Origin of the sequence: Pseudomonas sp. KUIN-1 (assembly GCF_009176725.1) — a bacterium.
GTDB lineage: Bacteria > Pseudomonadota > Gammaproteobacteria > Pseudomonadales > Pseudomonadaceae > Aquipseudomonas > Aquipseudomonas fragariae.
This window is the reverse complement of record NZ_AP020337.1, coordinates 4809323-4827272: the sequence shown is the minus strand read 5'-3', so window position 1 is coordinate 4827272 and position 17950 is coordinate 4809323. Positions and strand designations below refer to the sequence as shown.

18 protein-coding genes are annotated in these 17950 nt (G+C 60.7%); 12 read left to right on the top strand and 6 right to left on the bottom strand.

What is annotated here, in order from left to right; translation table 11 throughout:
- Positions 1-5: 5 nt before the first annotated feature.
- On the bottom strand, positions 6-293 hold the full coding sequence (gene gatC / locus KUIN1_RS21690; protein WP_003400217.1) for an Asp-tRNA(Asn)/Glu-tRNA(Gln) amidotransferase subunit GatC: 288 nt from the start codon (positions 291-293) through the stop codon (positions 6-8).
- 205 nt (positions 294-498) lie between these two features.
- On the opposite strand from gatC, the gene mreB reads away from it, so the two are divergent.
- The 8 genes from mreB (at position 499) to tldD (ending at position 11787) form a co-directional block, all read left to right on the top strand.
- Entirely contained in the window at positions 499-1536 is a 1038-nt protein-coding gene (gene mreB, locus KUIN1_RS21685) for a rod shape-determining protein MreB (protein WP_002555108.1), read from the top strand.
- Positions 1537-1767: 231 nt separating this feature from the next.
- Positions 1768-2847: a rod shape-determining protein MreC gene (mreC, locus tag KUIN1_RS21680; RefSeq protein ID WP_232059979.1), complete on the top strand. Its 1080-nt coding sequence runs from the start codon at positions 1768-1770 to the stop codon at positions 2845-2847.
- Positions 2840-3331, top strand: coding sequence for a rod shape-determining protein MreD (mreD, locus tag KUIN1_RS21675; protein WP_003364106.1), 492 nt, complete (start codon positions 2840-2842; stop codon positions 3329-3331). Before mreC ends, mreD begins: the two co-directional genes overlap by 8 nt.
- A 67-nt stretch (positions 3332-3398) precedes the next feature.
- Positions 3399-4001 (top strand): Maf family protein, encoded by a 603-nt coding sequence (locus KUIN1_RS21670; protein WP_096127366.1) that lies wholly within the window; start codon positions 3399-3401, stop codon positions 3999-4001.
- Positions 3998-5455, top strand: coding sequence for a ribonuclease G (rng, locus tag KUIN1_RS21665; protein ID WP_003364105.1), 1458 nt, complete (start codon positions 3998-4000; stop codon positions 5453-5455). The genes KUIN1_RS21670 and rng overlap by 4 nt, the downstream gene beginning before the upstream one ends.
- Positions 5456-5635: 180 nt before the next feature.
- Positions 5636-9451, top strand: a complete 3816-nt coding sequence (locus KUIN1_RS21660) for a YhdP family protein (protein ID WP_152092283.1) — start codon at positions 5636-5638, stop codon at positions 9449-9451.
- A 48-nt stretch (positions 9452-9499) separates the two neighbouring features.
- A complete protein-coding gene (locus KUIN1_RS21655) occupies positions 9500-10345 on the top strand; it encodes a carbon-nitrogen hydrolase family protein (RefSeq protein WP_111522105.1) in 846 nt (281 codons plus the stop codon).
- 2 nt (positions 10346-10347) lie between these two features.
- Positions 10348-11787: a metalloprotease TldD gene (tldD, locus tag KUIN1_RS21650; protein WP_003400228.1), complete on the top strand. Its 1440-nt coding sequence runs from the start codon at positions 10348-10350 to the stop codon at positions 11785-11787.
- Positions 11788-11835: 48 nt separating this feature from the next.
- On the opposite strand, the gene yjgA is transcribed toward tldD, so the two are convergent.
- Positions 11836-12357 (bottom strand): ribosome biogenesis factor YjgA, encoded by a 522-nt coding sequence (yjgA, locus tag KUIN1_RS21645; RefSeq protein WP_003364101.1) that lies wholly within the window; start codon positions 12355-12357, stop codon positions 11836-11838.
- Positions 12358-12464: 107 nt separating this feature from the next.
- Between yjgA and pmbA the strand changes: the two genes are divergently transcribed.
- From pmbA to KUIN1_RS28295, 4 genes are all read left to right on the top strand, one after another.
- Positions 12465-13811 carry a metalloprotease PmbA gene (pmbA, locus tag KUIN1_RS21640; protein WP_152092282.1) on the top strand — a complete coding sequence of 449 codons (1347 nt, stop codon included), beginning with the start codon at positions 12465-12467 and terminating at the stop codon, positions 13809-13811.
- Between the two features lie 885 nt (positions 13812-14696).
- Positions 14697-15158, top strand: a complete 462-nt coding sequence (locus KUIN1_RS21615) for a tetratricopeptide repeat protein (RefSeq protein ID WP_003400234.1) — start codon at positions 14697-14699, stop codon at positions 15156-15158.
- Position 15159: 1 nt separating this feature from the next.
- Positions 15160-15771 (top strand): superoxide dismutase, encoded by a 612-nt coding sequence (locus KUIN1_RS21610; protein ID WP_011268863.1) that lies wholly within the window; start codon positions 15160-15162, stop codon positions 15769-15771.
- A 27-nt stretch (positions 15772-15798) separates the two neighbouring features.
- Complete coding sequence (locus KUIN1_RS28295) at positions 15799-15933, top strand: hypothetical protein (RefSeq protein WP_258035911.1); 135 nt, start codon at positions 15799-15801, stop codon at positions 15931-15933.
- A 24-nt stretch (positions 15934-15957) separates the two neighbouring features.
- Here KUIN1_RS28295 and KUIN1_RS21605 read toward each other — a convergent pair whose 3' ends face one another.
- Genes KUIN1_RS21605 through hpf form a run of 4 tightly spaced genes read right to left on the bottom strand, consistent with a single transcriptional unit; the run spans position 15958 to position 17889 of the window.
- Positions 15958-16230 carry an HPr family phosphocarrier protein gene (locus KUIN1_RS21605; RefSeq protein WP_003400240.1) on the bottom strand — a complete coding sequence of 91 codons (273 nt, stop codon included), beginning with the start codon at positions 16228-16230 and terminating at the stop codon, positions 15958-15960.
- Between the two features lie 15 nt (positions 16231-16245).
- Entirely contained in the window at positions 16246-17103 is an 858-nt protein-coding gene (rapZ, locus tag KUIN1_RS21600; protein ID WP_011268862.1) for an RNase adapter RapZ, read from the bottom strand.
- A 2-nt stretch (positions 17104-17105) separates the two neighbouring features.
- Positions 17106-17570 carry a PTS IIA-like nitrogen regulatory protein PtsN gene (gene ptsN / locus KUIN1_RS21595; protein WP_003400244.1) on the bottom strand — a complete coding sequence of 155 codons (465 nt, stop codon included), beginning with the start codon at positions 17568-17570 and terminating at the stop codon, positions 17106-17108.
- A 10-nt stretch (positions 17571-17580) separates the two neighbouring features.
- Positions 17581-17889, bottom strand: coding sequence for a ribosome hibernation-promoting factor, HPF/YfiA family (hpf, locus tag KUIN1_RS21590; RefSeq protein WP_002555091.1), 309 nt, complete (start codon positions 17887-17889; stop codon positions 17581-17583).
- Positions 17890-17950: the final 61 nt, after the last annotated feature.

Below are 17950 nucleotides of genomic sequence, written 5' to 3'. Positions count from 1 at the left end.
TTCCCTTACTCGATGACTTTCGGAACCAGATAGAGGCCGTCTTGGACCGCTGGTGCGATGGCTTGGTAAGTGTCACGGCGATTTCGCTCGGTGACGGCGTCTTCGCGCAGGCGCTGGGTGGCTTCCAGCGGGTGAGCCAGCGGCTCGATGCCAGCGGTGTCGACCGCTTGCATCTGATCGACCAGCCCAAGAATGCTGTTCAGTGCTTCGGTGGTACGCGGGATATCGGCGTCATTGAGACCCAGTCGGGCCAGATGAGCGATCTTTTCCACGTCGGAGCGTTCAAGCGCCATGGGGTATCTCCAGTGGAATGCTTATGGATTTGCTTTGTTGCCAATTGCGGAACACTATCGCGTTATTACTGTCTCAAGCCGCTAACGTCGAGGGTGGTGTTCGGAAAACCGCCAATTTAGCATATTGGCTCCTTGCCCAAAATCCCTGTCGTTGTTAGAGTTTGCCGCACTTTTTTTACCACGCGTTCCCTAGGGTCCCTTTCCCATGTTCAAGAAACTGCGTGGCATGTTTTCCAGTGATCTATCCATCGACCTGGGCACTGCCAACACCCTTATTTACGTGCGTGAGCGCGGTATCGTTCTGAATGAACCCTCTGTCGTTGCCATTCGTACTCACGGCAACCAGAAGAGTGTCGTGGCCGTCGGTACCGAAGCCAAGCGCATGCTGGGCCGTACTCCAGGCAACATCGCAGCCATTCGTCCAATGAAAGACGGCGTTATCGCCGACTTCAGCGTCTGCGAAAAAATGTTGCAGTACTTCATCAACAAGGTTCATGAAAACAGCTTTCTGCAGCCCAGCCCTCGTGTGCTGATCTGCGTTCCGTGCAAATCCACCCAGGTTGAGCGTCGCGCGATTCGCGAGTCGGCCCTGGGTGCAGGCGCACGCGAAGTCTTCCTGATCGAAGAGCCGATGGCCGCTGCAATCGGCGCCGGTCTGCCGGTGGAAGAAGCTCGCGGTTCGATGGTTGTCGACATCGGCGGCGGCACTACCGAAATTGCCCTGATCTCCCTGAACGGTGTGGTGTATGCCGAATCCGTCCGGGTTGGCGGTGACCGTTTCGACGAAGCGATCATCACCTATGTGCGCCGCAACTACGGCAGCCTGATCGGCGAATCGACTGCCGAGCGCATCAAGCAGGAAATCGGTACTGCCTATCCGGGCGGTGAAGTACGTGAAGTCGACGTGCGTGGCCGCAACCTGGCTGAAGGCGTTCCACGTGCGTTCACCCTGAACTCCAACGAAGTGCTCGAGGCACTGCAGGAGTCGCTGGCGACCATCGTTCAGGCGGTCAAGAGCGCTCTGGAGCAATCGCCTCCGGAACTGGCCTCGGACATCGCCGAGCGTGGTCTGGTCCTGACCGGTGGTGGTGCGCTGCTGCGTGATCTGGACAAGTTGCTGGCTCAGGAAACCGGTCTGCCGGTGATCGTCGCCGAAGACCCGCTGACCTGTGTAGCGCGTGGCGGTGGCCGTGCGCTGGAAATGATGGATAAGCACACCATGGATCTGCTCTCCAGCGAATAATTCGCCGGGGTGCCTTTCACGGAGTCTTTTGTATGCAGGTGGCGGATATGCTACCTGTATGCTTCAGGCTGACGCCGAAACAGGGTGCCTATCTCTTTCATTTGTCCAGGCCGGTTACATACCGCATGAATAATTGCCAATCGAAGTTCGATCCAACGATCGCATGCCCCGGAGGAGCGGCCTATTAAACCGCTTTTCTCAAAAGGCCCGTCGCTGGGTGTACGTCTGCTGGTGCTGGCCGTTCTGTCGGTTGCGTTGATGGTTGTCGACGCCCGCTTTACGATCCTCAAGCCCGTGCGCAGCCAGATGTCGATGGTGCTCATGCAGTCCTACTGGATCGTCGACCTGCCGCAGCGTCTGTATCAAGGCGTCGCCAGCCAGTTCGGCAGCCGCACAGAGCTGATCGCCGAAAACGAAAAACTCAAGACCGAAGCCCTGCTCCTGCAAGGTCGCCTGCAAAAGCTGGCGGCACTGACCGAGCAGAACGTTCGGCTGCGTGAGTTGCTGAACTCCTCGGCGCTGGTCAACGAAAAGGTCGAGGTCGCCGAGCTGATCGGCATGGACCCGAACCCCTTCACCCATCGCATCATCATCAACAAGGGCGAACGCGACGGCGTGGTGCTCGGCCAGCCTGTGCTCGATGCGCGCGGCCTGATGGGGCAGGTGGTCGAGTTGATGCCCTATACCTCACGCGTCTTGTTGCTGACTGACACCACCCACAGCATCCCGGTGCAGGTCAACCGCAACGGTCTGCGTGCCATCGCCAGCGGCACCGGTAACCCGGAGCGTCTGGAGCTTCGGCATGTGGCGGACACTGCAGACATCAAGGAAGGCGACCTGCTGGTCAGTTCGGGCCTTGGGCAGCGTTTCCCGGCCGGTTACCCGGTGGCGACGGTCAAGGAAGTGATTCACGACTCCGGCCAGCCGTTTGCGATCGTTCGTGCAGTGCCGACCGCTGCGCTGAATCGCAGTCGCTATCTGTTGCTGGTGTTCTCCGACGGGCGCTCGCCGGAAGAGCGCGCTGCCGATGCCGCGCAAGCACAGGAATCCCTCGACAAGGGCGTCGAGCCCTCCGTGATGGCGACACTGCCGCCGCCGACACCCGCCTTCCCGATGTGGCCGCAGGCCGTCGTTCCGGTCTTTCCGGGCAGTACGCTGACGCACAAGCCTGCAGCGCAATCGGCAACACCTGCAGCTGCACCTGCACCGGCGGCAACGCCCGCGACACCGGCAAGGCCTGCTGCCCGGCCTGCGGCGTCACAGCCGCCTGCTTCACGACCTTCCACTGCCCGGGAGCCTATCGATGGTTAGTCATGTTTCCGGGCGCAATGGCTGGGTGGTCTGGCTGACGTTTGCGATCGGTCTGCTGCTGAGCGTTTCGCCGCTGCCGCAATTCATGGAAATCTTCCGGCCACTGTGGCTGGCCCTGCTGCTGACCTTCTGGGTTCTGGCGCTGCCGCACAAATACGGCATGACCACCGCGTGGATACTGGGCCTGATGGAGGATGTGCTGTACGGCACCTTGCTCGGCCAGAATGCCCTGATCCTCAGTCTGATCACCTTTCTGGTGATGTCCCTGCAGCAGCGCCTGCGCATGTTTCCCATGTGGCAACAATGCCTGGTGCTGCTGGTGGTATTCGGTCTGGCACAGCTTGCGCAACTCTGGCTCAGCGCGCTGACCGGCAATCGTCAGCCAACGCTGGCGCTGGTGCTGCCCGCGTTGGTCAGTGCTCTGTTGTGGCCCTGGATCAGTTATGGCCTGCGTGGATTGCGCAAACGTTTGAAAATCAATTAAGCGCAAGGTGAGCGCGACGCCCCGCTGCGTTCTTCGCGCTCACCCGCACAGACACGGAGATGTCCTTATGCCCTCGCTTTATCTGGCTTCTGGCTCGCCGCGCCGCCGCGAACTTCTGACTCAGATCGGTGTGCCCTTTACCGTACTGAGCGCTCAGATCGACGAAACCCCCTTTGACCATGAAACCCCGGCTGCCTATGTCGAGCGTCTTGCGCTGGGCAAGGCTCAGGCCGGGCTGTCCCTGCTGCCAGCCGCACAACAGGCCTGCGTGATAGGGGCCGACACGGCGGTGGTGCTCGATGGACGCATTCTCGGCAAGCCGGTCGATGAAGCGGATGCCCAGGCCATGCTCATGGCCCTGTCCGGGCGCGAGCATCAAGTGCTGACGGCTGTCGCGCTCAGTGATCGGCAACGCAGCGAAACCCGTATTGTTACCAGTCGTGTGCGCTTTCGCCCGATTCAAATCCATGAAGCCCAGGCCTACTGGACCAGTGGCGAGCCCGCCGACAAGGCCGGCGGCTATGCCATTCAGGGGTTGGCAGCGATTTTCGTCGAGGGCCTGCAAGGCAGCTATTCTGGGGTGGTGGGTCTGCCCCTGTGCGAAACCGCAGAACTGCTTGGCCATTTCGGCATACCCTGCTGGCAATGCCTGGAAGGTGACAAGTCATGAGTGAAGAGATTCTGATCAACATCACGCCGATGGAATCGCGCGTGGCAGTGGTGGAAAACGGGGTTCTGCAAGAGGTGCACGTCGAGCGCACCCAGCGTCGCGGCATCGTCGGCAATATCTACAAAGGCAAGGTTGTGCGGGTGCTTCCCGGCATGCAGGCGGCGTTCATCGACATTGGTCTGGATCGCGCGGCGTTCATTCATGCGTCGGAAATATCCATGCGTGAAGGGCCGGCGGTCGAGAGCATTGCGTCGCTGGTACATGATGGCCAGAGCCTTGTCGTGCAAGTCACCAAAGACCCGATCGGCAGCAAGGGCGCACGGCTGACCACGCAACTCTCCATTCCGTCGCGTTATCTGGTGTACATGCCGCGCACGGCGCATGTGGGCATCTCGCTGAAAATCGAGGACGAAGCCGAGCGCGAACGACTCAAGAAAGTGGTCAGTGATTGTGTTGCCCAGGAAGGCATCAAGGAAGCCGGAGGTTTCATTCTGCGCACCGCTGCCGAAGGCGCCGGGGCTGATGAAATCCTCATGGACATCCGCTATCTGCGCAGGCTCTGGGATCAGATCGGCGAGCAGATCAAGACGGTCAGCCCGCCCACGGTGATTTACGAAGACCTGGGCCTGGCGCTGCGCACCTTGCGCGATCTGGTCAGCCCGCGTATCGAGAAGATCCGCATCGACTCGCGGGAAACCTTTCAGAAAACCACCCAGTTCGTCGCCGAGCTGATGCCGGAAATCGCCGACAGGCTTGAGCACTATCCGGGCGAGCGGCCGATCTTCGACCTCTATGGGGTCGAGGACGAAATCCAGAAGGCCCTCGAGCGCAAGGTGCCGCTCAAGTCGGGCGGCTATCTGGTAATCGATCCAGCCGAAGCGATGAGCACCATCGACGTCAACACCGGCGCGTTCGTGGGGCATCGCAACCTCGAAGAAACCATCTTCAAGACCAATCTGGAAGCTGCCACGGCCATCGCCCGGCAGCTGCGCCTGCGCAATCTGGGCGGCATCATCATCATCGATTTCATCGACATGGAAGACGGTGAACACCAGCGTCAGGTGCTGCGCACGCTGGAGAAACAGCTGGAACGCGATCACGCCAAGACCAACATCATCGGCATCACCGAGCTGGGTCTGGTGCAGATGACCCGCAAGCGCACCCGCGAAAGTCTCGAACAGGTGCTGTGCGAACCGTGTCATTGCTGCGCAGGGCGGGGCAAGCTGAAGACCCCCGAGACCATCTGCTACGAAATCTTCCGGGAAATCCTGCGCGAGGCCAGGGCCTATCAGGCAGTGGGCTATCGCGTTCTGGCCAATCAGCGCGTGGTGGATCGCCTGCTCGACGAGGAGTCCGGCAACGTGGCTGAACTGGAGAGCTTTATTGGCCGCACTATCCGTTTTCAGGTAGAAACCATGTACTCGCAGGAACAATACGACGTGGTGCTGCTCTGAGGGTGCTGATCGTTTGAAATCTATGACAAGTGCCCTACGGGTTTCTGGCAGGTATGCCGTTTTATCGAGAATGATGCGTGGCGAATGAGCAAAACCTGTACCTGACCGCACCTGCGCATCCGAGCCTGACTCCGTTCGCCGATTCTGCTCTTTGCACCCCGCAGTGGAGGACCTCCTGAGATGGGACGTCTTCCTCGCCTCGTTGCAACCCTGACCCGCTGGGGGCTGAGCCTGTGCGCACTGATTCTGGTGCTTGCGGCGCTGTACGTGAGCCTCGGCCGTCAGTTGACGCCGCTGGTTGCCGAATACCGTGTCGATGTGGAAACCCGTGCCAGCAGCGCGCTGGGCATACCGCTGAGCATCGGCAGTCTGGAAGGTAGCTGGAGCCGCTTTGCCCCGGTACTGCTGGCCCACGACGTGATGGTCGGCGAGGGTGCCAGTGCTCTGCGTCTGGATCGCGTAAGGGTGGTTCCCGACCTTTGGGAAAGCCTGCTGGCGCGTGACGTGCGCATCGCTCATCTTGAAGTGGACGGCCTGCAGTTCAGCCTCAGGCAGGACAAGGACGGCGCGTGGTCGATTCAGGGCTTGCCGGTGCACAACGACAGCCCGTTCGATCCCGAGCAGGCGCTCAAGCAGATGCAGATGGTCGCGCATGTGTCGTTGCTCGACAGCCAGGTCACGGTGCAACCGTTTGACGCTGCGCCGCTGACCCTCACCTATGTAAACCTCAGCCTGGACACCGGCAGCTATGCCCAGCGACTTGACGCACGCCTGACTCTGCCGGATGGTCAGCCGGTCGCGCTGAACGTGCGCTCGCGCATCCAGGCCAGTCAGTGGAAGGACGGCGAGGCCGATATCTACGCCAGCCTGCCGCAAAGCGACTGGGCCAGGTGGCTGCCGAAAAGCCTTACGCGCGAATGGACGCTGGCGAAGCTGCAGGCCGGCGGCGAGGTCTGGTTGAGTTGGGGCAAGGGCACCGTGCAAAGCGCGACCACGCGCCTCAATGCACCACAGGTCAAAGGCGTTTATGCCGGTCGCAAACCGTCGACGATCAATAACCTTGCGCTGAACGCATGGTTTGCACGCACTGAAACAGGTTTCGACCTGAACCTCGATTCACTGGCGATGAGCCTTGGCGACGCGCGTTGGGAAAGTCGTGTGCAACTGACGCAAACCGCCGCGACGCCTGACAGCGAAGAGCTCTGGCACGTACAGGCGGATCGTCTGGACCTGACCCCCGTCACGCCGCTGATCGACTCGCTCGCGCCCCTGCCTGACAAGGCCATGGCAGTGGTCGACGGCCTCAAGGTGACAGGCGGGCTGCATAACGTGCTGCTCGACTACCGGCCACAGGCAATCGGTGACCAGCGCCTGAGCTTTGCGGCCAATCTGGACAAGGTGGGTTTCAACGCGTATCGCGGAGCGCCTGCGGCCGGAAATGTCAGCGGTGCCATCAGCGGCGATCTGGGGCAGGGCGAGCTGCGCCTCGACACCGATGACTTCATGCTGCACCTGGACCCGATCTTCGCCAAACCCTGGCATTACCAGAAGGCCAATGCCCGTCTGACCTGGAAACTGGATGATCAGGCATTCACGCTGATTGCCCCGTACATCAAGGTGCTCGGCGACGAAGGCAAGATTGCGGCGGACTTTCTGATCAAGATTCACCTCAATCATGATCAGGAAGACTACATGGATCTGCGGGTCGGTATGGTCGACGGCGACGGCCGTTACACCAGCAAGTACCTGCCGACAGCGCTCAGTCCGGAGCTTGATCACTGGTTGCGCACCGCCGTGGTCAGTGGCGCGGTCAAGCAGGGTTTCTTCCAATATCAAGGGTCGCTGAACAAGAACTCGCCCGATACGGCGCGTGTCATCAGCCTGTTCTTCGACGTCAACAACGCAACGCTGGCGTTCCAGCCGGGCTGGCCGTCGCTGACCGGGGTGGATGGCAAGGTCTACGTCGAAAACAGCGGTGTACGTGTCAAGGCAAGCAAAGGCCAGTTGCTGGATACCAAGGTCAGCAACGTGCTGGTCAATATTCCCCATGTGCCGTCAGGTCAGGACAGTCACCTGCTGGTGGACGGTAATTTCTCCGGAAACCTGATCGACGGCCTGAAGATTCTTCAGCAGGCGCCCATCGGTACGGGCAGCACGTTTGCCGGATGGCAGGGCGAGGGCCCGCTGGACGGTAAGCTGAAGCTGGATATCCCGCTGGCCAAGGGCGTCGAGCCAAAGGTCGTGGTGGACTTCAGCACCGACAATGCGCGCTTGAAACTGGCCGACCCGGTGCTGGAGCTGACTCGCCTGAAAGGCGACTTCCGTTTTGACAGCTCCAGCGGGCTGAGTGGCAAGGGCATCAAGGCCCAGGCATTCGATCGCCCTGTGACCGCAGAGATCGCCGCCGAGGGCAAGCCTGGCGACAACGTGACGCGCATTGTGGCGAACGGACAAATCACCTTGAAGCGGCTCACCGATTGGCTGAACGTGACCCAACCGCTGCCGGTCTCCGGTGACCTGCCATATCAGTTGCAGCTGATTCTGGACAGCAAGGACAGCCCGCTGGTAATCAACTCCACGCTCAAGGGCGTGGCGATCGATTTGCCCGCACCGTTTGGCAAGACCGCCGAGCAGGAGCGTCCCAGCGAATTTCGCATGACCCTGCAAGGCGCGGAGCGCAGGCTCGGCGCGGCCTATAACGATCAGGCCAACTTTGCGTTCGCAGCACCGAATGGCAAGTTTGCCGAAGGTCGTGGCGAGCTTTATCTGGGGCGCGGCGGGGCGATCGTGCCGGACGCCAAGGGCTTGCGGATCCGTGGAGAGTTGTCCGAACTGGACATCGCGCCCTGGCAGGAACTGGCCGCTCGCTACACCGGGAATGATCCGGGCGGCAACGCAAAACAACTGCTTAACAGCGTTGATCTGCAGATCGGCAAGCTGACCGCGATGGGCACCACACTCAATGACGTGCGTGTCCAGTTGCAGCGCAACGCGGCAGCCTGGGCCCTGTCGCTGGACAGCGCAATGGCCAAAGGCACGGCAACGCTGCCCGACGCCAAGTCTGCACCGATCGGCGTCAACATGCTCTACGTTCGACTGCCTGCATCTGACCCTAAAGCGACCGTGGTGGAAAACGCACCTGACCCTCTGGCTGATATCGACCCACACGCTATCCCTGCGCTGGACGTGAAGATCTCCCAGCTGTTTCAGGGCGATCAGTTGCTCGGGGCCTGGGCATTGAAAACCCGGCCGACGCCTGCCGGCATGCGCATGTCGGACATGAGCCTGGGGCTCAAAGGTATTCTGCTGGAGGGTGACGCTACCTGGGAGGGTGCGCCCGGGAACAGCAGCAGTTCGTTCAAAGGCCGTCTGGCGGGCAAGAACCTCGCGGATGTTCTCAAAGCCTGGAACTTCGCACCCACTGTTACCAGTGAACGCTTCGAGATGAACGTGGACGGGCGCTGGCCGGGTTCGCCTGCCTGGGTTGGTCTGAAGCGCTATTCCGGCAGTCTGGATGCCACGCTCAACAGAGGCCAGTTTGTCGAGGTCGAGGGCGGCGCTCAGGCATTGCGGGTGTTCGGGTTGTTGAATTTCAACTCCATCGGCCGGCGTCTGCGTCTGGACTTCTCCGATCTGCTGGGCAAAGGCCTGAGCTACGACCGGGTCAAAGGGCTGTTGGTCGCCAGCGACGGTGTCTATGTGACGCGCAACCCGATCACCCTGACCGGGCCGTCGAGCAATCTGGAGCTCAACGGTACGCTGGACATGGTCCGCGATCGTGTCGATGCGAAGCTGCTGGTGACCTTGCCGGTCACCAACAACCTGCCTATCGCTGCACTGATTGTCGGCGCGCCGGCCATTGGCGGGGCGCTGTTTCTGGTCGACAAGCTGCTGGGCGACCGGGTTGCGCGTTTCGCCAGCGTGCAATACAAGGTCGAAGGGCCCTGGAAAGAGCCGAAGATCACCTTCGACAAGCCATTTGAAAAGCCCCAATAGCGTCTCATGGAGTACAGTGGTGGCCATCTCATTCAGGAGCGGGTTGCCATGTCCTTCGCGGTGATTCAGATGGTCAGCCAAAGCGATGTCCTGGCCAATCTGGCCAGCGCCCGACGTTTGCTGGAGCAGGCAGCCGACGGTGGCGCGCGGCTGGCGGTGCTGCCCGAAAACTTCGTTGCGATGGGGCGCCGTGACGTCGCCGATATCGGGCGTGCCGAGGCTCAGGGGCACGGACCGATCCTGCCATGGTTGAAACTGGCCGCTCGCGACCTCAAGTTATGGATTGTTGCCGGAACCTTGCCACTGCCGCCGGATGAGCGGCCGGATGGCAAGGTGACGGCGTGTTCGCTGTTGATCGATGAGCACGGTGAGCAGGTGGCCCGTTATGACAAACTGCATCTGTTCGATGTGGATGTCGCTGACAATCGTGGCCGCTATCGTGAATCGGATGACTATGCTCATGGGAGCAGGGTGGTGGTAGCCGATACGCCGGTGGGACGTCTGGGGCTGACCGTCTGTTATGACCTGCGCTTTCCCGAGCTGTACACCGCGCTGCGTGAAGCCGGTGCTGAACTGATTACCGCGCCGTCAGCCTTCACTGCGGTAACGGGGGCTGCGCACTGGGACATTCTGATCCGCGCGCGTGCCATCGAAACCCAGTGTTACGTGCTGGCGGCGGCACAGGGCGGGGTCCATCCTGGGCCTCGCGAGACTTACGGACACGCGGCCATCGTTGATCCATGGGGCCGCGTACTGGCCGAGCAGGCACAGGGTGAAGCGGTGCTGCTGGGCACACGCGACAGTGAAGAACAGGCGTCCATACGGGCGCGGATGCCGGTGTCCAGTCACCGGCGCTTTTTTTCGCAGGACGCCATGCGGCCTGCTTCGGAGTGAATATGAGTGATCTGTCCTCAGTCAGCGAACACCTTCTGGCACCCGGCGGCCTGAACCTCGACAGCCTGCAGTCCGTGCTGGGCGATCTGGCCGGACCAGGAATCGACGCGGCCGATCTGTATTTTCAGGGCATGATCTCCGAGTCCTGGTCGCTCGAAGACGGGATCGTCAAGGAAGGCAGTTTCAATCTCGATCAAGGCGTGGGCGTGCGTGCCCAGTCGGGTGAGAAAACCGGCTTTGCGTACAGCAACGCGATCACCGCCGAGGCCCTGCGCACCGCCGCACAGGCCGCGCGCTCTATTTCCCGCGCAGGCCAGAATGGTCGTGTGCAGGCTTTCACCTCGCAGGACGTGGCACAGTTGTATGCCCCGGATAACCCACTGGAAGTACTGAGCCGCGCCGAGAAAGTCGAGTTGCTCAAGCGCATCGACGTCGCAACGCGCGCGCTGGACTCGCGTATCCAGCAGGTTTCGGTGAGCATGGCCGGTGTCTGGGAGCGCATCCTGGTGGCCGCCGCAGATGGCAGCCTGGCCGCCGATGTGCGCCCGCTGGTGCGTTTCAACGTCAGTGTCATCGTCGAGCAGAATGGCCGTCGCGAGCGGGGCGGGCACGGTGGCGGCGGGCGTACTGACTACCGTTATTTCCTGACCGACGATCGCGCCATGGGCTATGCCCGTGAGGCCCTGCGTCAGGCGCTGGTCAACCTGGAGGCGATTCCCGCTCCGGCAGGCACCTTGCCAGTGGTGCTCGGTTCGGGCTGGTCCGGTGTGCTGCTGCACGAAGCGGTCGGTCACGGCCTTGAGGGTGACTTCAACCGCAAGGGCAGCTCGGCCTACAGCGGGCGCATGGGCGAAATGGTTGCGTCGAAACTCTGCACCATCGTCGACGACGGCACCCTGGCGGGGCGTCGAGGCTCGCTGAGCGTGGATGACGAAGGCACACCGACCGAATGCACTACGCTGATCGAGAACGGCGTACTCAAGGGCTACATGCAGGACAAACTCAATGCGCGCCTGATGGGTGTGGCGCGCACCGGCAACGGCCGTCGCGAGTCCTATGCCCACCTGCCGATGCCGCGCATGACCAACACCTACATGCTGGGCGGGCAGAGCGATCCGCAGGAAATCATCGCCTCCGTGAAGCGCGGCATCTATTGCGCCAACCTGGGCGGTGGTCAGGTGGATATCACCAGCGGCAAGTTCGTGTTTTCGACCAGTGAGGCCTATTTGATCGAAGATGGCAAGATCACTGCACCGGTCAAAGGGGCGACCTTGATCGGTAACGGGCCGGAAGCCATGAGCAGGGTATCGATGGTGGGTAACGATCTGTCGCTGGACAGTGGCGTCGGCACATGCGGGAAAGATGGCCAGTCGCTGCCGGTCGGTGTGGGTCAGCCTACGCTGAAAATCGACGCGATTACCGTGGGTGGCACCGGTAGCTGAAAGTGAGTCGGGGCCGGCTGCTTGCTGCCGCCGGCCCCGAGGGCGAATTCAACGCAGACCGCGTTGAAGTTCGTCCAGCTCACGGATGTATTTGAAGATTTTGCGGCTGGTGGCCGGCGGTTTGTTGCGTGCAACTTCGTGTTGCGCCTGACGGATCAGCGAACGCAGCTGCTGACGGTCGGCATCGGGGTATTCGACAACGAATTTCTCGAGGTCGGCGTCATCGCCCGCGATCAGGCGGTCACGCCAGCGCTCCAGATTGTGGAAACGTTCATTGTATTGGCGAGTGGAGGCATCGAGTTGGTCCAGCAACACCAGAATGGCTTCCTGGTCCTGATCGCGCATCAGCTTGCCGATGAACAGAATGTGCCGCTTTCGCGCGATGTTCGCCGTGTGCTTGGGCGCTTCGGCCAGGGCCTTGCGCAAAGCGTCGGTCAGCGGCAGCTTGGCCAGCACATCGGCTTTGAGTGTTGTCAGTCGCTCGCCGAGGTCGACCAGAGCATGCAGCTCTCGTTTGACCTGGGTTTTGCTTTTCTCCCCGTCGAGGGAGTCGTCGTAAGAATCAACCATGGGGGCAGTCCGCAAAGAAACGCCGCCATGATAACCAGTCGTGGGCCGCTTGTCCGGCCCGGTCGGTATTCGGCCTGTGCTGAAAGAAGAATTTGATGGAGAAAGTCATGAGTGCAACCCAAAGCGTCGGCCCACAAGCCTTGCCCGAGCTGCAGGAACAGGTCGAGCAGATCATTGCCGAAGCCCGGCGTCAGGGCGCCAGCGCCTGCGAAGTCGCAGTCTCGTTGGATCAGGGGCTGTCGACCTCGGTCCGTCAGCGTGAAGTCGAAACCGTCGAGTTCAACCGCGATCAGGGCTTTGGTATCACCCTGTATGTCGGACAGCGCAAGGGCTCGGCCAGCACGTCGGCAACCGGTGCCGATGCCATTCGTGAAACGGTCGCCGCTGCACTGGCGATTGCCGAACACACCTCCGAAGATGAAAGCTCCGGGCTGGCTGACGCTGCGCTGATGGCCAAAGAGGTCATGGATTTTGACCTTTATCACACCTGGGACATCACGCCCGAGCAGGCCATCGAGAAAGCGCTGCTCTGCGAAGCGGCGGCCTTCGATGCCGACAGCCGCATCAAGAATGCCGACGGCACTACGCTCAATACCCATCAGGGCTGCCGTGTGTACGGCAACAGCAATGGCTTCATCGGTGGCTATGCGTCAACGCGGCACAGCCTCAGCTGTGTGATGATCGCCGAGGGCGAAGGCCAGATGCAGCGCGATTACTGGTATGACGTCAACCGCCAGGGCGAGCTGCTGGCCGATGCGCAGAGCATTGGTCGCAAGGCGGCGTTGCGTGCAGCGAGCCGTCTGGGCGCGCGTCCTGTGCCGACCTGTGAAGTGCCGGTGCTGTTTGCTGCAGAGCTGGCAGGCGGCCTGTTCGGCAGCTTTCTCGGCGCCATTTCCGGGGGCACCCTGTACCGCAAGTCGTCGTTCCTTGAAGGCGCGCTGGGTCAGCGCCTGTTCCCTGAGTGGATGACCATCGATGAGCGCCCGCACCTCAGGCATGCGATGGGCAGCTCGGCGTTCGACAGCGATGGTCTGGCGACCTTCGCCAAACCGTTCGTGGCAGGTGGCGATCTGGTTTCCTATGTGTTGAGCACGTATTCCGGCCGCAAGCTGGGCATGCCGAGCACCGCCAACGCGGGTGGTGTGCACAACCTGTTCGTTAGCCATGGCTCGGACGACCAGGCTGCGCTGATCCGGCGTATGGGACGTGGCCTGCTGGTGACCGAATTGATGGGCAGCGGTCTGAACATGGTCACCGGCGACTATTCACGCGGCGCGGCAGGCTTCTGGGTCGAGAACGGCGAGATTCAGTTCCCGGTTCAGGAAGTGACCATTGCCGGCAACATGCGCGACATGTTCAAGCAGATCGTCGCCGTTGGCAGCGATCTTGAGCTGCGCAGCAACATCCGCACCGGCTCGGTACTGATCGAGCGCATGATGGTGGCGGGGAGCTGACAGATCCCCGATTCAGGCTATCGTTCCTCACGCTCCCGCGTGTGAATGCAGTTCACGACGCTCTGCGTCGCCAGGATGACGCTGAGCTTCTAGAAAGGCATGCGACGCGGAGCGCCGCACGATAGTTGCGATGGTCGTTCCGCACGCTCCAGCGTGGGAGTGCAGTGCTCGACGCTCTGCGTCGCAAGAGGACGCAGAGCGTCCGGAAAGGCATGCGACGCGGAGCGCCGCACGATAGTTGAGGTTATCGTTCCCTACGCTCCAGCGTGGGAATGCAGTTCACGACGCTCTGCGTCGTCAAGAGGACGCAGAGCGTCCGGAAAGGCATGCGACGCGGAGCGCCGCACGATAGTTGAGGTTATCGTTCCCTACGCTCCAGCGTGGGAATGCAGTTCACGACGCTCTGCGTCGTCAAGAGGGCGCAGAGCGTCCGGAAAGGCATGCGACGCGGAGCGCCGCACGATAGTCAGGCTGATCGTTCCTCACGCTCCCGCGTGGGAATGCCGTTCGTGACGCTCTGCGTCACCCATCCACCTCCGGTTTTGGCCGCCCATAACCTTCGTCCGAACCCGCGTGTTACGTCTCCCTCAAAGCATGTTCACGCTCACCGGTGCAAGGCCGTGCAGCGATCGGGCTTGTGTTGATTCTGTATCTCATTTAATAATGAATATCATTTCTAAAATGAACTGCGATCATGGGGTCTGTTCTGCACGAGTTGTCTTATCTGGAAACCAGCGTGGCTTGAGTCTGCGGATTCGTTGTGCGCTTGAAACCGACGAGCCTCTGCTGATCGAGCATTACCTCGCCAAGAGGCGTCCCTGGCGCGATTGAGCGCCCCGCCCCGGCCCATGGTCGCTGCCCAGTCAATGTTCCTGGAGGTACCTCATGCAGCATTGGAAACGCACCATCGAGCTGGCCAATCGCTGTTTCAATCTTGGCGATTGGGTCGAAGCTCGCGAGTTGTACCTTCAGGCGCTGGCGTTGGCGCAGGTCTTGTTCGAGCGCTGGGCGGATGTCGATGAAGCGGTCGCGGCCTGTGTGATTTCTCACCATAACCTGGCGGATCTGCACCTGAGTCTGGGCCAGCCGGAGGAGAGCGCCGAGTACCTGTGTGCCATCCACCAGCACCTGTTGCAGACCATGCAGAATCAACGCCTCCCGCCCGCGTTACGCGAGGCAGCCTTGCGCCACAGCAGCAAAACATACGCCGAGCTGCTGAGTTTCATCAGCGAACACGGCGAATACCCGCGCACTCATCGGTTGCTGAACAGCGGCAGCGAGCACACCCGTTCATCGCTACAGCGCCATTCGGCAAGCCCTTCCGGACTTTTCTACGGAGCACATTGAAATGCCATACACCTTGCCTGCACTGCCTTACGCATACGATGCCCTTGAACCACATATCGATGCGCAAACCATGGAAATCCACTACACCAAGCATCACCAGACGTACATCAATAACCTCAATGCCGCGGTCGAAGGGACGGAGTTCGCCGACTGGTCGGTGGAGAAGCTGGTGGCCAGTGTCCAGCAGTTGCCTGAAAACCTGCGTCCAGCGGTGATCAATCAGGGTGGCGGCCATGCCAATCACTCGTTGTTCTGGGAAGTCATGGTGCCGGGCGGCGGCGGCTTGCCCACGGGCGCTGTCGCGTCTGCCATCAATGAGCAACTAGGTGGCTACGAAAGCTTCAAGGAGGCATTCACCAAGGCCGCATTGACCCGTTTCGGCAGTGGCTGGGCATGGCTGAGCGTCACGCCTGACAAAAAGCTGGTGGTGGAAAGCAGTGGTAACCAGGACAGCCCGCTGATGAACGGCAACACGCCGATTCTGGGGCTGGACGTGTGGGAGCACGCTTACTACCTGCGCTATCAGAACCGTCGTCCCGAATACATCAATGCGTTCTACAACGTGATCAATTGGGATGAGGTGTCCCGCCGTTATCAGGCCGCTCTGGCCTGAGCCTGGCAGCCGGACCCAAGGCGGCGTATGCGCTCCGGATTCCTCACGCTCAGCAATGTGCGGTTATTTCGTCTGGCAGTCGGGAGCGTGCTGCTGTTGGCGGGTATGGCGCTACTGATTGCCCACGGGCTGAGCTGGATGTGCGTGCAAGGCTGGTGGTGACGGATACCGCGTTTGTACGAGGGCTTATTCGCCCTCATCAAACCGGTTGTCGATCAGCTCGATCAGGCCATCAAGCGCTTCCTGTTCGAATTCGCCTTCGGTGTGCAGGTGGATCTCGGTGCCCTTGCCGGCAGCCAGCATCATCACGGCCATGATGCTTTTACCGTCGACCATGCTCTCCGGAGTGCGGCCGACCCTGATCTTGCAGGGAAACTTGCCTGCGACCCCGACGAATTTGGCGGCAGCGCGGGCGTGCAGGCCCAGTTTGTTGATGATGGTGATTTGACGAGCGGGCATCGCAGTGAAAATCCTTCAGCTGAGGTCGCGGTGGCGGACCTGAACGTTCTTGAGTGATTGTTGCAAGACCTGACCAAGCCGCTCGGTCAGGTAGACCGAACGATGGTGTCCGCCGGTACAGCCGATGGCAATGGTAACGTAAGAACGGTTACTGGCTGCAAACCGGGGTAGCCATTTGTTCAGGTAAGCGAAGATGTCCTGAAACATTTCTTCGACGTCAGGCTGCACCGACAGGTAGTCGATAACGGGTTGTTCAAGCCCCGAGTGGTCGCGCAGTTCTGGCTTCCAGTACGGATTGGGCAGGCAGCGCACATCGAATACCAGGTCTGCATCGACAGGCATGCCGCGCTTGAAACCAAAGGACTCGATCAGAAATGCAGTACCTGGCTCGGGCTTGTTCAGTAGACGAAGCTTGAGCGCGTCGCGCAACTGATAGAGATTCAGGTGGGTGGTGTTGATCTTCAGGTCGGCCAGATCGATGATCGGGCCAAGCAGTGCGGTTTCGTCACGTATCGCTTCGGCCAGCGAACGATCTGCCGTGCTCAGCGGGTGGCGGCGCCGGGTCTCGGAGAAGCGCTTGAGCAGGGTGGCTTCGTCTGCATCCAGGTACAGCACGTCGCACTGAATATTGCGCAAGCGTACTTCGCTCAGCATCTGCGGAAAACGGGTCAGGTGGCTGGGCAGATTGCGGGCATCTATCGAAACCGCCAGCAGCGGTTCGGCGAGTTCGGTGTTGATCAGCGCGCGTTCGGCAAGCTCCGGCAGCAGGCCGGCCGGCAGGTTATCGACACAGTAAAAGCCGTTGTCTTCCAGCACATCGAGCGCCGTACTCTTGCCTGAGCCGGAGCGACCGCTGACGATGATCATGCGCATGGTCAGTTTCCGTTCTGCACGTCCAGCACCACTTGATAAAGCGCCTCAGCGCTTTCGGCACTGCGCAGGCGCTTACGCACATCTTTGTCGTCGAGCATGCTGGCGATCTGGCGCAGCAGCTCCAGGTGTTCATCGGTGGCAGCTTGCGGGACCAGCAAGACGAACAGCAGGTCGACCGGCGCGCCATCGATGGCGTCGAAATCCACAGGGGTGGAGAGGTGAATCACTGCACTGACAGGCTCGCTGCAGTCAGCGAGGCGGCAGTGGGGGATGGCAATACCGTTGCCAAAACCGGTCGAGCCCAGTTTTTCCCGGGCGACGAGACTTGCGAATACTGTGTCCGACACCATGCCCGGCACTTCACGGCCGATCAGGTTGGCAATTTCTTCGAGTACACGCTTTTTACTGCCGCCCGGCACGTTCACAAGGGAGCGGCCGGGGGTCAGGATATTTTCGATTCGGATCATTAAATGGGCGTTAGCGAGCGGCCGCACCTTTGAGGATGCTTTGCTGCTTTTCCTTATGCTTGAGCAATTGTCGGTCTAGCTTGTCAGTGAGCAGGTCGATGGCAGCATACATGTCATCATGTTCAGCATTGGCAACGACCTCTCCACCATGGATGTGCAACGTGGCTTCGATCTTCTGCTTGAGCTTTTCGACCGTCATCGTGACCTGCACGTTGGTAATCTTGTCAAAATGCCCCTCGAGCTTCTTGAGCTTGAGCTCAACGTATTCACGAAGGGGTTTGGTCACTTCCAGTTGGTGTCCACTGATGTTGACTTGCATACAGCTTTCTCCTTTGCCAGTGCATAAAGAGGCAGGCATGGCGCATGCCTCTGGGACGCTG

Excerpts from the sequence above, each read along its gene's own strand:
- gatC (WP_003400217.1), bottom strand. The coding sequence starts at position 293 with ATGGCGCTTGAACGCTCCGACGTGGAAAAGATCGCTCATCTGGCCCGA.
- mreB (WP_002555108.1), top strand. The coding sequence starts at position 499 with ATGTTCAAGAAACTGCGTGGCATGTTTTCCAGTGATCTATCCATCGAC.
- mreD (WP_003364106.1), top strand. The coding sequence starts at position 2,840 with ATGGTTAGTCATGTTTCCGGGCGCAATGGCTGGGTGGTCTGGCTGACG.
- KUIN1_RS21670 (WP_096127366.1), top strand. The coding sequence starts at position 3,399 with ATGCCCTCGCTTTATCTGGCTTCTGGCTCGCCGCGCCGCCGCGAACTT.
- rng (WP_003364105.1), top strand. The coding sequence starts at position 3,998 with ATGAGTGAAGAGATTCTGATCAACATCACGCCGATGGAATCGCGCGTG.
- KUIN1_RS21660 (WP_152092283.1), top strand. The coding sequence starts at position 5,636 with ATGGGACGTCTTCCTCGCCTCGTTGCAACCCTGACCCGCTGGGGGCTG.
- KUIN1_RS21655 (WP_111522105.1), top strand. The coding sequence starts at position 9,500 with ATGTCCTTCGCGGTGATTCAGATGGTCAGCCAAAGCGATGTCCTGGCC.
- tldD (WP_003400228.1), top strand. The coding sequence starts at position 10,348 with ATGAGTGATCTGTCCTCAGTCAGCGAACACCTTCTGGCACCCGGCGGC.
- yjgA (WP_003364101.1), bottom strand. The coding sequence starts at position 12,357 with ATGGTTGATTCTTACGACGACTCCCTCGACGGGGAGAAAAGCAAAACC.
- pmbA (WP_152092282.1), top strand. The coding sequence starts at position 12,465 with ATGAGTGCAACCCAAAGCGTCGGCCCACAAGCCTTGCCCGAGCTGCAG.
- KUIN1_RS21615 (WP_003400234.1), top strand. The coding sequence starts at position 14,697 with ATGCAGCATTGGAAACGCACCATCGAGCTGGCCAATCGCTGTTTCAAT.
- KUIN1_RS21610 (WP_011268863.1), top strand. The coding sequence starts at position 15,160 with ATGCCATACACCTTGCCTGCACTGCCTTACGCATACGATGCCCTTGAA.
- KUIN1_RS28295 (WP_258035911.1), top strand. The coding sequence starts at position 15,799 with ATGCGCTCCGGATTCCTCACGCTCAGCAATGTGCGGTTATTTCGTCTG.
- KUIN1_RS21605 (WP_003400240.1), bottom strand. The coding sequence starts at position 16,230 with ATGCCCGCTCGTCAAATCACCATCATCAACAAACTGGGCCTGCACGCC.
- rapZ (WP_011268862.1), bottom strand. The coding sequence starts at position 17,103 with ATGCGCATGATCATCGTCAGCGGTCGCTCCGGCTCAGGCAAGAGTACG.
- ptsN (WP_003400244.1), bottom strand. The coding sequence starts at position 17,570 with ATGATCCGAATCGAAAATATCCTGACCCCCGGCCGCTCCCTTGTGAAC.
- hpf (WP_002555091.1), bottom strand. The coding sequence starts at position 17,889 with ATGCAAGTCAACATCAGTGGACACCAACTGGAAGTGACCAAACCCCTT.